Annotated in this window: 12 protein-coding genes; 2 read left to right on the top strand and 10 right to left on the bottom strand. The window is 37.7% G+C overall.

Features of this window, described 5'->3' with window-relative positions:
- The first annotated feature begins 117 nt into the window (after positions 1-117).
- Together FNOD_RS05760 and FNOD_RS09840 are read left to right on the top strand one after the other, a co-directional pair.
- A complete protein-coding gene (locus FNOD_RS05760; RefSeq protein WP_011994261.1) occupies positions 118-1,515 on the top strand; it encodes a methyl-accepting chemotaxis protein in 1,398 nt (465 codons plus the stop codon).
- A gap of 80 nt (positions 1,516-1,595) precedes the next feature.
- Complete coding sequence (locus tag FNOD_RS09840) at positions 1,596-3,314, top strand: HD-GYP domain-containing protein (protein ID WP_011994260.1); 1,719 nt, start codon at positions 1,596-1,598, stop codon at positions 3,312-3,314.
- Position 3,315: 1 nt separating this feature from the next.
- Here the strand turns inward: FNOD_RS09840 and FNOD_RS05750 are convergent, their stop codons facing one another.
- The 10 genes from FNOD_RS05750 to FNOD_RS05705 form a co-directional block, all read right to left on the bottom strand.
- A complete protein-coding gene (locus FNOD_RS05750; protein ID WP_011994259.1) occupies positions 3,316-4,299 on the bottom strand; it encodes a hypothetical protein in 984 nt (327 codons plus the stop codon).
- Between the two features lie 143 nt (positions 4,300-4,442).
- On the bottom strand, positions 4,443-6,242 hold the full coding sequence (purL, locus tag FNOD_RS05745) for a phosphoribosylformylglycinamidine synthase subunit PurL (RefSeq protein WP_011994258.1): 1,800 nt from the start codon (positions 6,240-6,242) through the stop codon (positions 4,443-4,445).
- Positions 6,239-6,910 carry a phosphoribosylformylglycinamidine synthase subunit PurQ gene (gene purQ / locus FNOD_RS05740; RefSeq protein WP_011994257.1) on the bottom strand — a complete coding sequence of 224 codons (672 nt, stop codon included), beginning with the start codon at positions 6,908-6,910 and terminating at the stop codon, positions 6,239-6,241. Before purQ ends, purL begins: the two co-directional genes overlap by 4 nt.
- On the bottom strand, positions 6,907-7,155 hold the full coding sequence (gene purS, locus FNOD_RS05735) for a phosphoribosylformylglycinamidine synthase subunit PurS (RefSeq protein ID WP_011994256.1): 249 nt from the start codon (positions 7,153-7,155) through the stop codon (positions 6,907-6,909). The genes purQ and purS overlap by 4 nt, the downstream gene beginning before the upstream one ends.
- A complete protein-coding gene (locus FNOD_RS05730; protein ID WP_011994255.1) occupies positions 7,134-7,829 on the bottom strand; it encodes a phosphoribosylaminoimidazolesuccinocarboxamide synthase in 696 nt (231 codons plus the stop codon). The genes purS and FNOD_RS05730 overlap by 22 nt, the downstream gene beginning before the upstream one ends.
- 22 nt (positions 7,830-7,851) lie before the next feature.
- On the bottom strand, positions 7,852-8,388 hold the full coding sequence (gene purE, locus FNOD_RS05725; RefSeq protein WP_011994254.1) for a 5-(carboxyamino)imidazole ribonucleotide mutase: 537 nt from the start codon (positions 8,386-8,388) through the stop codon (positions 7,852-7,854).
- 36 nt (positions 8,389-8,424) lie between these two features.
- Positions 8,425-9,603: a 5-(carboxyamino)imidazole ribonucleotide synthase gene (locus FNOD_RS05720; protein WP_011994253.1), complete on the bottom strand. Its 1,179-nt coding sequence runs from the start codon at positions 9,601-9,603 to the stop codon at positions 8,425-8,427.
- 34 nt (positions 9,604-9,637) lie between these two features.
- Positions 9,638-10,885, bottom strand: coding sequence for a uracil-xanthine permease family protein (locus FNOD_RS05715; RefSeq protein WP_011994252.1), 1,248 nt, complete (start codon positions 10,883-10,885; stop codon positions 9,638-9,640).
- 150 nt (positions 10,886-11,035) lie between these two features.
- Entirely contained in the window at positions 11,036-11,815 is a 780-nt protein-coding gene (locus tag FNOD_RS05710) for an ABC transporter ATP-binding protein (RefSeq protein ID WP_011994251.1), read from the bottom strand.
- A 14-nt stretch (positions 11,816-11,829) separates the two neighbouring features.
- The gene (locus tag FNOD_RS05705) at positions 11,830-12,546 is read right to left on the bottom strand and encodes a transglycosylase SLT domain-containing protein (protein WP_011994250.1); all 717 of its coding nucleotides are present in this window, start codon (positions 12,544-12,546) and stop codon (positions 11,830-11,832) included.
- Between the last annotated feature and the right edge of the window lie 4 nt (positions 12,547-12,550).

The raw sequence follows: 12,550 nt of genomic DNA, 5'->3' as shown, positions 1-12,550 counted from the left end.
TCCAGTCGGGGGTTTTCCCCGATTTTTTATCGTTCTTTTATTATCGCTCTTGACATAAAAGTGATAATAGATATAATATGTAGGGGGGTAAAAATTTATCGGAAGGAGTGAGAGTGTATGAGCTTGCGTGTCAAACTTCTTCTGGTAAGTATATTGCCTGTGGTGGTTTTGTTCTTAGCGGCTATCTATGGTGGTATTCTGTTTAATTCTTCTTTGAACGATTTCAAGCAAATTCTGGATAACTATGAGTCTATTGTGAAATATATTAATACTGAAACGTCGAATGTTTCGCAAGAGACTTTTCTAAAATTCGAATCTGAGAAGAAAAATTTTGAAGGGAAGTTATCACTCTTTAAATCGAGGATAGTCTTCATAGCGTATGTTGTTCCAATCACCGTTTTAATAGCAAGTTTTCCCACTATACTTTTTGTAGTGAACTATTTATTGAGATACTTACAGCCTGTTATAGGTGCATCCAGATCTTTAAGAAACAACAACTTAACAATTGAAATTAAACAGGTGAATAGTAAAGATGAGATTGGTACGCTTTTGAATGAATTTAAAGCTTCCATAGATTATTTGAGAGATAATTTGAGACAAGTTCGTGATGAGGCTATAAGTGTGGCGGATAATATAAACGAATTAAGCTTAGAAAATGATTCAATCGCAAAGTACATGATCAATATTGTTAATCAGATGAACGAAATTACTTCGAGGGTGGAGAGTATATCGGCAGCTATTGAAGAAACGACAGCCGGAGTTGAGGAAATCAGTAGTGCGACGAAGAATATAGCTCACAATACTCAACAGGCAGTTATGTTCGCTGAAGATAGTGTTAAACTTGCAAAAGATGCTGGTAGTGTTTTAAAACAAGTTATACTGACAACGAAAGGTATCTCCAGCTCAGCCAAAGATGTTGAGAATGTTGTTGAGAGCTTCAACAGAGGTGCAGAAGAAATATCTGGTTTTGTTGAAACTATCAATGCCATAGCCGAACAAACCAATTTACTTGCTTTGAATGCAGCTATCGAAGCAGCAAGAGCTGGAGAAGCTGGAAGAGGTTTTGCTGTTGTTGCCGATGAGATTAGGAAATTGGCGGAAGAAAGTAAAAGAGCGTCTGACAATGTAAGAAGGGTTGTTGAAGAGATTAAAGGAATCGCTGAGAACGCTAATAAAGTTTCTGGTGAAATTGTCTCCCGTGTTGAGGAAGGTAACAAGCTTGTGGATAAGGCTGATACGATGATAGACGAAATCATTGGAGCAATCGAAAAAATCAACCACATGATGCAAGATATTGCAGCGGCTGTTGAGGAGCAAACGGCAGCAGCAGACGAGATAGCGCAGGCGATGGCGGAAAATGCTAAGAACGTTGAGGAAATAAATGACAATGTTAAAATAGTTCATGAGAATATCGAGGAGGTCACAAGTAACGTTGAAGAAATTACTGCAAATGTTCAAACGATAACCGCAAACGCTCAGATGCTAAAAGATATAGTTGCAAGGTATAAAATTTAAGATTCTTCTAAGGAACTAATGATATAATAAAAAATGATTTGGCAACGACACATGAAATATACACGAAAGAGAGTGAGAGCATGACGTTAAGAAAGCTTCTCATGGAAAAATTTATACTTGTTGTTTTAATAACGGTCATTGCATTAGCCGTAGTTTATCTAACTATTTCTTTATATATGTTCAAATATTACAGTAATCAGGTCAGAAAGAATTTCGACTATTCCGTTAGGGAAATTAGAAATGCAGCAGCAGAATTCATCCTGAAATTAGACGAGCCCCTAATAAAAGCTTTGGACGATTTGGTTCACAGAATTTCTCACGATACGAAAAATGCACGCAGTCTAATTGAAGATTTTAGAAAAGAGTATTTCATTCAAGGTTTAAATCAATGTGAGTTAGAGGGTATAACAAAAGCCGATGTTCCAGACTGGGTCAAAGATAAATTGATAGATGACGTTGATTACTTCATCGAAAAGCGGTTAACAAAAAGTGGTTTTGCTCAGGAAATATATATAAAGGTAAAAAATGATTTTTACGCTATTCATTTTAAAGAGCAAATTTCGAATGACTTTCAGATGTTTCAGAATATAAAGGGCTTTGTCAGTACTCTTGATATTCACAATTTGAAATTGTATACAATGAATTTGAACGAAGTGTTCTCTTTAATTGAAAACAATGGTACATCAATAGATAAAGATGTTCTAAGAGAGCTCGTACATAAATCAACGGAAGAGAAAAAACCACAAGTTGTGCGAAGTGGATTGAATGTTTACTATATTGATTTGATATTATTTGAAAATGAAAAGACTGCTATAGCACCAACTGTGGTATTTGTTCAGTTCAATCTTGGCAAAGTTATTTATCCAGTTTTTAGTGGTTTTGTTTTAATGACTGTTCTAACGCTCCTCATATTTGCTGTAGTTTCAATTATCTCAAAAAAGTTTTCACATGAATTATCAGAACCATTTAACGCTCTTGTAGAGAGCATGAAGAAATCTTCCGAAAAGAGGGAGTTTGTTGAAGATACGTTACCTAATTCGAAAATCGATGAGGTAAATAATCTTATATCGGAATACGAATTCTTAAGAGATGAACTATCAGCAACAATGGAAGAACTAAGAGCATCGAATGAAGATTTAGAGGAGTCTTACCGAGCTCTTGAGGAACTTTCCGAAAAGCTTGAGGATGCGTATCTTTCTTTTGCACGGCAACTTGCAGTTATAGCTGAAAGTTACGATGAGGAGACTGGTAATCATATAGAACGTGTTGGAGAGCTATCTGGTTTTCTTGCAGAAAAATTAGGTTTGCCAACTGAATTAGTTTATAAAATAAAAACCTTCGCACCCTTGCACGATATAGGGAAGATACTCGTACCGAAGGAATTGTTAAATAAACCTGCAAGACTTTCCGATGAGGAATTTGCGCTGATGAAAAATCATACACTTTACGGTGCGAAGATACTCGGTGATAAAGATTATTTCGATGTGGCAAGGAAGATAGCTTTGTATCATCATGAGAAATACGATGGTTCTGGTTATCCGTTTGGTTTGAAAGGTGAGGAAATCCCTATCGAAGCACGAATTGTTGCGCTTGTGGATGTTTACGATGCGTTACGTTCACAAAGACCATACAAGAGGGCGTTGAGTCACGAAGAAACTCTCGAAGTAATAACAAAAGGGGACGATAGAACCCGTCCCGAACATTTCGACCCCGTACTATTAAGAATTTTTGTTGAAAATAGTGAATATATTAAAAGCTTGTGGGATGAATTAAATACTTACAATATGAGAGCATCGTGAGTTATTTGTTTCTTAATTCATTAACCAAGCTTTCAAGTGTTGAAAGCCTACCTCCAATGCGTCTTAACTCTTCTGCTAATTTTGCTATTGCGTCGTAAAGTTTTATTATATCTACGTCTTGATTCCTAGTCTTCTCAACAACTTCGGTAAGTTTTTTCGAAATATCGTTGACCTCATCTTTTAATGGAGAAATCATTTCCTCAACCTCTTCAGCAGAAACTTTCGTATTTGCAACTTCATATATCATGTTGGTGTATTCCTCAAGAAGTCCAATCCTTGCATCAAGTCCATTGTTTATTTCAGATTTCAAGCTAATTGTAAGTTCATTCAATTTATTTTCAAGCTGTTCTACAAGTGAAAGATCAGCTTTGTAGGCAAGTACGTCGTATATATTTACTATGTCTTGATCATGTAAGTCCAACTTCAACGAAAGTTCTTCCAATTGAGCCTTTAAATCATCATAGTCTGCAGTTCTTTCGGATAACAAACTAATTTCTTCCGACAATGATCCAAGTGTTTCGTATAGTTTCAATATGTCACCATCGTGGATATCCACAGTTATCTTCAGATCCTCTATGAGCTTCATAAGTTCACCAAATGAATCAGACAAATTTGTTAGAAATTCTTCTCTTAATACCTCGATTGATAAATCAATGTACGAATTTGTTCGTTCCTCAAATGAAAGTATTTGATCGGCAAGACTCATAACTGTATTAACAAGTTCATCAAATTCCTCGTAAGTAACTTTGCCCTCCGTTATCTCGTACAGAAGGTTTAAGTTTTCTTCTAATTCCATCAGTTTCTCGTAAAACTCCGAATCCAACAGATTAGCAGGTAACTGAAGCGAAGTGTCAACAGCTAAGTCACGTGCATCTGCAATTTCGCATCCACATTCTTCGTCATGCACATGTTCACCTTCTGCGAACATTACCACAAGTCCTACTAAAATCAAAAATACCGTTAAGAACTTCTTTAAGCTTTTCATGCTCTACTCCCCCTTTCAAGGTTGTGGACATTTTGGGACAAGTTCTAATTTTGATTATACACCAAAAAATGTAAAAACTTACAACGATATTAAAAAAATCCCGACTGTTAGGTCGGGATTTTTTATTTTTTGGCTTTACATTGTCAATATATGAATCCAGTTCTTTCCTTCGGTAAATCCGTTTTTGGCTCTCCAAAGACAAGGATCAACTGGTGAACCGGTTCATGTCTTAGACTGTTTAATTTCGGATTGTATCCGATGTTTTTCAGTGCATTTTCCAAGGTTGACCTTCTGGAGTAATCGTGCATACTGACAACGAAACATTTTTGATTGACTATTTTCTCTATCTCACTCCATAATTTCTTTTCTCTTTCAAGTTTGAAGTCCTTAAATCCAACTGCGTATACAGGTCCCTTTTTCGGTCTATTCACAAGATGACTGTCAGTTTTTCCCACCATTCCTATGACAAGTGTTGGTGGAATTCCTTTACCTTTGTATGTGTTGTAGAGTGATGCATTTCCAGAAGCAACTGGGATATTTGAAAATTCACAAGCATCTTTTAGCCCTCTCATCTGCGCGGCAAGTCCCATTGGTTCCACGTCTGGATCAGCATAATTTATACCGTCTGTTATGGCGATCGGTTTTGCACCAACACTTAGAGTTTTTCTAACACTTTCAAGCACTGTCAAATAAGCACCCCAATACGGACTTTGTAAACCGATGTCAGCTCGGCTGTGGATGGATAAAGAGTAACCAACTGAGTTTTTGACTCTCATAACGGCTGGTCCAAAACCGGGTGGTAAGATAGTATCTGTACCTACCATGTAATCGTATCTTTCAAAAACTTGGCTCGCATCGACATCGCTGAATTTTATCCACTTGAATTTTGGCATTTCCGTTGGTGTGTATTCGTATATCGCTTCTTCTGGTGATTCTTCAAGAAATCTTGCCGGGACATCAAGCACAACTTCATCACCATAAACAGCAACGTACCTTCCGCTGTCTGTAACCTCGGCAACGATGTTTCCATACAACAGATGCTTTTTAACAATTTTCAATATTTCTTGAGCCTTTTCGGGAGATGTTACAACCGCCATTCTCTCTTGACTTTCGCTTATCAGTATCTCAACCGGATGCATATCTGGTTCTCTGAGTGGTACCCTATCAAGATGTACAATAGCACCAAGTCCACCACGCGCGACAAGTTCACTCGTTGCTGATAACACGCCACCAGCACCGAGGTCTTGTGCGCCCTCGACTAAACCTTTTTCAACCATTTCAAGGAAAGCTTCTATTAAATTCTTTTCAGCGAATGGATCACCAACTTGTATAGAGAGTTTCGTTGCCTTCTCGCCAGTTAAATCTTCCGATGCAAACGATGCACCGTGTATGCCATCACGTCCCGTTGCACCACCGAATATTACGATAACTTGTCCGGGATGAGATGCTTTCGATGGGATTAAATGTTCATTTTTGCCAACACCAACCGCCATTACATTCACAAGTGGGTTGTGCTTATAGTAATTAGATATTCTCAATTCTCCACCAACGGTTGGAACGCCTATGGAATTACCATAATCGGCTATACCTTCAACTATGCCTTCGATAATTCTATCCATATGAAGTGAATCAAGGATTGCAGTAGGACGTGCTCCCATCGCAAGAACGTCTCTGATGATACCTCCAACACCTGTAGCAGCACCGTTGAATGGCTCAATTGCACTCGGATGGTTGTGACTTTCGACTTTAAATGCTAAGAAATGGTAATCATCGAGTGGTACAATACCTGCGTTACCACCAACACCAACCTTTGGAAGTTGTCTTATGTATCCTTTTGTGTGAGAGTACCCACAGTGTTCACTCCACATCACTGTGAACGCTTCTATCTCAGCACGTGTTGCTTTTCTGCCAAGTTTCGATTCTAAGATATGAAGGTATTTCATATCACAACACCTTCTTTTTTCTGGTCTTTTATGTAATTGAACACACTCAGAAATACTCTTAAGCCATCATCTGAACCGAGAATTTTTTCGATGGCCCGCTCTGGATGTGGCATCAATCCCAAGATATTTTTTGAACTATTTGTTATCCCAGCGATTAATTCATCTGAACCGTTGACATCTTTTGTGTATCTAAAGACAGTCTGTGCGCCATCGACTTTAACGTACCTTCCAAATCCGTGTGCTATTGGTAATTTAATTACCTCACCTTGTTGGAAATAGCTTGTGAACGGTGTTGTGTTATCGACAACTTCAAGTTCGACGATATTACACAAGAAATGCCCACAGGAATTTTGGAGCAAAGCCCCTGGTAACAACCCCATCTCAACGAGTATCTGAAAACCGTTACAGATACCTATAACAAGCCCCCCACGGCTCACAAACTCTCTAAGTTTATAGGCAATTGGTTCTCTGGCAGCAACTGCACCGACTCTTAAATAGTCTCCGTAAGAAAATCCTCCAGGTAAGATCACAAGGTCTGCGTCGATATTTCCGTGTATATCAACAAAATCGGCATCGAATCCAACATATTTTAGCGCCCACAGAGCATCCCTATCACAGTTACTTCCCGGGTAAACTACAACTTGTGCTTTTGGTATGGGAATGCTCATATTTCTTTCACCTCAAAAGTCTCTGTTACGGTGTTAACAAGTAACTTTTCGCAAGCTTTTTCAACTTGCTTTAGTGCATCTTCTTTCGTTTCAGCCTCCACTTCAAGGTGTATAGATTTACCAAGACGAAGATTTGTTACGGGGATTGCGTATTCTTCGTTTAAGACTCTTTTTATAGTCTCTCCACGTGGGTCTCTAACGTGGCTTTTGTACTGGATGTCGATCATAAATCGATAGATTGGCATAATTTCAACACCACCTCGTATTTTTCTAATGGATTACCTAAATCTCTTCTGTATATATCTTTGTCGAATATTTCGCCCGATTTTCTTAGTCTCATTGTATCTGGCGAGATTTCATCACCCAAGCAGACCTTTCCATCTAAGTCCAGACCGAATTCGAATTTCATATCCCAGAGTTCGATTGAATGACTTTCAAAAAATTCTTTTAAATAATTTCCCGCTTCCTTTGCTTGTTGAATTATACTTTGCGCAATCTCTTTTGTTGTAATGCCCAGTACTTCGAGGTGTTCAACACACATAAGTGGGTCGTGCAACGTATCACTTTTGTAAGTGAATTCAACAAGTGGTGATGGTAAATCTTCTCCTTCGTTTCCACCGTATCTTCTCACAAAAGAACCGGCTTTTTTGAATCTGACGATTACTTCAAGAGGTATCATCTTCAATTTTCTTGCTCTTATCTTGTTTGGTGGCAAATATTCAAGATACATTGTGTAAATGCCTTTTTCGTTCAAATATTTCATCAATCTTGCGGTGATTTCAGAACAGATTGCACCTTTATTCTGAAGCACATCGTGTTTTGCTCCATCTCCTGCGGTTATATCATCTTTAAAATGCAACATCACTTCTGTACCGAGGTCTTCAACTTTCTTTGTTTTCCCTTCGGAAACGATATTCATATTCTCTCACCTCTGGAATGTATTATAAATTCTCACCGTATTTCTCATAGCCTATCTCTTCAAGCTTCTTAGCCTTACTTTCGACTTCTGTTTGCAATTTTTCTTTGTATTCTCTCAGTTTATCTCTTAATTCTTTGTATTTTACAGAAAGTATCTGCACAGCGAGTAATCCAGCATTCTGCGCGTTGTTTATCGCAACTGTTGCCACGGGTACACCTTTTGGCATTTGGACTATCGACAAAAGTGAATCGAGCCCATCAAGAGACGATCCTTTCACTGGAACACCTATAACAGGAAGCGTTGAGATGGAGGCGACCATTCCGGGAAGGTGTGCAGCACCACCAGCTCCTGCGATAATCACTTCTATGCCTCTTTCTTCAGCATTTTTTGCGTAATTGTACATTCTCTCAGGAGTTCTATGTGCAGAGACTATTGTAAGTTCGTACGGGATGCCAAAATCATCCAAAACCCTTGCAGCGTCTTTCATCACTTTCAAATCAGAATCACTACCCATTATTATTCCCACCAAAGGATGAGATACTTTTTCCATTTTCTCCATTTTCAATGCCCCCAGCTGGTTTTTGATTTACTTAGTTTATTTCGCTATAATCTTCACTTTCGATTTTAAATAAATTGCTTTTTGTATCGCTCTTTCAATATCTTCATCCAGAATAGTTATATGTCCCATCTTTCTTCGTGGTGCTGTGTTTGTCTTTCCGTAAAAATGAAAATATGCACCCTCTGTTGAGAATACATCTTCGAGATTCTCAACAACAGGTCTGCCGTTGTATCCGTCTTCACCAAGAAGATTAATCATGACTGCTGGTGTGTGTTGATGAGTACTACCAAGTGGGAAGTCGCAGATAGCTCTTATATGCTGTTCAAATTGGCTTGTAAAGCAAGATTCGATAGTGTGATGACCGGAATTGTGAACACGAGGAGCAATTTCGTTAATTAAAACTTCATCTTGAGATGTTACAAACATTTCTATAGCAAAGACTCCTATACCATTGAGCTTTTCAACCAATTTAATAGCAATATCCTTTGCTCTTTCTTTTATCTCTTCGCCTATTCTGGCAGGGCTAATCAACATATCAAGAATATTCCCGAACTCAGCAAATATCATTTCAACCGGTTCATAAACCTTTATGTTACCATTTCTATCCCTTGCAAGAAGAACGGAAATTTCTTTCTTTATATCAACATACTCTTCGATGTACGACTCTGAGGGGATAATTTTATCTAAATCTTGTTGCGTTTTTAAAACAAAAACCCCCCTACCGTCGTACCCCCCTCTTCTGGCTTTTTGAACAAATGGATAAGTAATATTGTAATCTTCAATGATATGTTTTCTTTCTGATGCTTGAGAATATTTCGATAAATCTAATTCATATATCTTAGAAGTTGGAAAACCGTTTGATATGAGGTATTTCTTCTGGATAAGCTTATCGTTGATTATCTCAAGGATATATGGTGATGGTTGGATATTGTAACCTTTATCGTACAATTCTTTCAGGAAATTGGTATTTGTATGTTCTATTTCGTATGTCACAACATCCGATTTCTCAACTAACTTCATGAGTGAATCTTCATCGTACAGACTTCCTACTATCAATTCATCGCAAAGATTTGAGATGGGACAATTGGGATTCGGGTCTAAAGCTATTACTCGAAAACCCATACGTTTAGCTTCGATTGCCATCATCTTCCCCAATTGTCCGCCACCGATAAAACCTAAGGTTTTAAACGGATAAAGATGCTTTGAGCTATTCATCAAAAACCCCCACGGCTTTATGCGTTTCACTTTGTTATTTTTCCAAGCTTTCTGGTATCACTAAATTCGCTATAATACCAAAGATTGCGGCAAGTGCCATGCCTTTTAGTTCTATACCACCTATCTTTATACTCGCTCCACCTATACCGAGTGTTAAGATAAGTGCAGCTATTATTAAGTTCCTTGATTTTGAGAAATCGACTTTGGCTTCCACAAGTGTTCTAACACCGATAGAGGCTATCATACCAAAGAGGATTAAACTAACTCCACCGATAACGGCGGTTGGAATAGTTTGCAACACTGACCCGAATTTTGAGAAGAAGGCTACCAACATAGCCAGTATTGCTGCTCCTCTGAGAATAGACGGATCATATACTTTAGTTATCGCAAGTACTCCTGTGTTTTCACTGTACGTTGTATTTGCAGGACCACCTATCATAGCTGCCACCATTGTTGCCAATCCGTCACCAAGCAGCGTTCTGTGAACACCGGGCTTTTCGAAGAAATTCTTTCCAACAACTGCACCGTTTGTTGTTATATCACCTATATGCTCCATAACTGTGACAAACGCCACCGGTGCAATTAAACTTATCGCAGCCCAGTCGAATTTTGGAAGTATGAACTTTGGAACTGAAATCCACGCTGAATTTACGATAGGAGAGTAATCAATTATTCCCGCGAGTATCGATGTGATGTAACCGACGAAGACACCTGTTAAGACTGGAATGAGTGAGAAAAATCCTTTGAAGATTGTTGCAGAGGCTATAACTGTGATTATAACTACCAACGCTATGGGCCAATTTGACGATGCCATGTTTACCGCAACAGGGGAGAGACCTAAACCTATCACCATTATCATCGGACCGGTAACCACAGGAGGGAATAGTTTCTTAATCACATTCGTACCAACCAGCTTGACAATCAAGGAGAAGATTAGATAAACTGTTCCAGCTATTACTATTCCACCAAGCGAGTATCTGATATCTCCGTATTTTTCTTTAACCATTATAATTGGGGCAATGAAAGCAAAGCTTGAACCTAAGAAGACTGGGACAATTCCGCCGGTGATAAAATGGAAAAGTAACGTTCCAAGACCTGCCGTGAAGAGTGCAACGAGAGGATCTAATCCAGTGAGAAGAGGTACTAATACTGTTGCTCCGAACATGGCTACGAAATGCTGAAGTGATAGAATAAGTTTCTTTGAGGTAGGCAAGTTTGATGTAAACTCGGTGATTTTAGCGGGATTTTCCTGAGAAATGCCAATAATATCTGTTTTTTCCATACTTTTCCTCCTTTCTCGCCTCACTGGGCGAAATTAAAGGTATTTGACTTTTTTTCTCTTACAAAGCTATCCTAACACAAAAAAGTACACAATGTCAACGTTAATAGTAAGTAAATTAAGTTACATTTATAATAATAAGGTTGCAAGATGTCAAATAACTATAATTGGGTATTCTACATCTGGAGAGTGTATAATCTTTAAGTTTATATCGTATATTTTTTCGAGAATATCTTTATTTATGATTTCTTTTGGTGTACCTACTTTGGTTATTTCGCCATCTTTCATAAGTGCTATTATGTCACAGTATTTCGCAGCGATGGTTATATCGTGGAAAGTTCCTAATACAGTCTTTCCCATTTTTGTTAACGATTTTAAGTAATCCATCACTTTTACAGACTGACCTATGTCAAGATGATTTATCAACTCATCTGCGATTATTATTGGTGTATTTTGGTAAATCGCTCTTGCAATAAGGACGCGTCTTTGTTGACCACCACTGAGTGTTGAAAATGGTCTTTTTCTGTACTCTACTAAATTAACAGTGTTAAGAGCATTTATAAGTTTCGATTCATCAACTTCTGTATCAAAGAAATTTTTTGAGTGAGCTATGCCTCCCATTTCCACTATTTCTTCAACTGTATAATCGTAAGATGGGTTGAAATCTTGGGCTATGTACGCAATGTTTTGTGCTATCTTTTTGTGTGACATATGCTTAATATCATTTCCGTTTATCATAATTTTTCCCGAAGCGGGTTTTAGAAATTTCATTATTAGTGATAAAAGTGTTGTTTTACCCGAGCCGTTTGGACCTATTATACCGAAGAACGTTCCCTCTTCTACGTATAGGCTAATATCCTTTAACTCAAAATTTTCACCGTAAGAGAATGATATATTCTCCAAGGAAATTACAATTTTTTTCGTGTTTGACATTGCTTTCAGTCCCTTCAATTTTCACTTTTTGTTGCTGATGTATCGGTTGAGTTTTCAGTTATAGTTGAATTTGTTGTTTGAGTTTCTTGAGTTGTTTCTTGTGTTTCTTGAGTTGCTTGTTGTGTTGATGAACTTTCCGAAGTTTCGATGAATGTATTTATGTTTATTTGAGCTTTTTCTTTAAGCTCTTTTTCGTGTAAACTTTTATAATATTCGTACTGTTGCATTATTGTGGCAGCATATTTTTGCTTATTTTTACCATTGTTATATTCTTCAAGGGCTTTTGAGAGCGAGCCTGTTTTTTTATAAAGGTAAGACAAATATGCTGTTCCGTAAGTTATATTCAATTTATAATCAGTGAGCAAAGCATTCCAACCATCTTTTGGAACTTCCAGTTTAAGTAATCTAGCTATACCTTGTGCAGTTGACGGCAAAATCTGCATCATCCCAAGTACCCCACCGGGACCTTTAGCATTTGTAAAGTTACTTTCTATGGCTATTACAGTGCTTATAAATACAGGATCAATGTTGTATTTTTCACTTATATCTGAAATAGTATTCCATAAATCGTTAATGAATTCTTCTGTTGTTTTTTCCTTCACGTTTGCTCTTCTTTTAGTAACCACTTCCAAAAACCATTTAGGTGTTTCACAAAGCGCTATAGAGCTTAGTATTAAAATAAAAGACAGAACTAAGATTAATTTGCTAAGCTTTTTGGCATTATTAAGCAAAAAG

Origin of the sequence: Fervidobacterium nodosum Rt17-B1, from assembly GCF_000017545.1 — a bacterium.
GTDB classification, from domain to species: domain Bacteria; phylum Thermotogota; class Thermotogae; order Thermotogales; family Fervidobacteriaceae; genus Fervidobacterium; species Fervidobacterium nodosum.
This window is presented reverse-complemented; position numbering and strand designations above follow the sequence as displayed.

What these genes read in the sequence shown, in the direction of transcription:
- purL (WP_011994258.1), bottom strand. Translation starts at nt 6,242, where the DNA reads ATGAAATACCTTCATATCTTAGAATCGAAACTTGGCAGAAAAGCAACA.
- FNOD_RS05730 (WP_011994255.1), bottom strand. Translation starts at nt 7,829, where the DNA reads ATGAATATCGTTTCCGAAGGGAAAACAAAGAAAGTTGAAGACCTCGGT.
- purE (WP_011994254.1), bottom strand. Translation starts at nt 8,388, where the DNA reads ATGGAGAAAATGGAAAAAGTATCTCATCCTTTGGTGGGAATAATAATG.
- purQ (WP_011994257.1), bottom strand. Translation starts at nt 6,910, where the DNA reads ATGAGCATTCCCATACCAAAAGCACAAGTTGTAGTTTACCCGGGAAGT.
- FNOD_RS09840 (WP_011994260.1), top strand. Translation starts at nt 1,596, where the DNA reads ATGACGTTAAGAAAGCTTCTCATGGAAAAATTTATACTTGTTGTTTTA.
- FNOD_RS05710 (WP_011994251.1), bottom strand. Translation starts at nt 11,815, where the DNA reads ATGTCAAACACGAAAAAAATTGTAATTTCCTTGGAGAATATATCATTC.
- FNOD_RS05750 (WP_011994259.1), bottom strand. Translation starts at nt 4,299, where the DNA reads ATGAAAAGCTTAAAGAAGTTCTTAACGGTATTTTTGATTTTAGTAGGA.
- FNOD_RS05720 (WP_011994253.1), bottom strand. Translation starts at nt 9,603, where the DNA reads ATGAATAGCTCAAAGCATCTTTATCCGTTTAAAACCTTAGGTTTTATC.
- FNOD_RS05715 (WP_011994252.1), bottom strand. Translation starts at nt 10,885, where the DNA reads ATGGAAAAAACAGATATTATTGGCATTTCTCAGGAAAATCCCGCTAAA.
- FNOD_RS05760 (WP_011994261.1), top strand. Translation starts at nt 118, where the DNA reads ATGAGCTTGCGTGTCAAACTTCTTCTGGTAAGTATATTGCCTGTGGTG.
- purS (WP_011994256.1), bottom strand. Translation starts at nt 7,155, where the DNA reads ATGCCAATCTATCGATTTATGATCGACATCCAGTACAAAAGCCACGTT.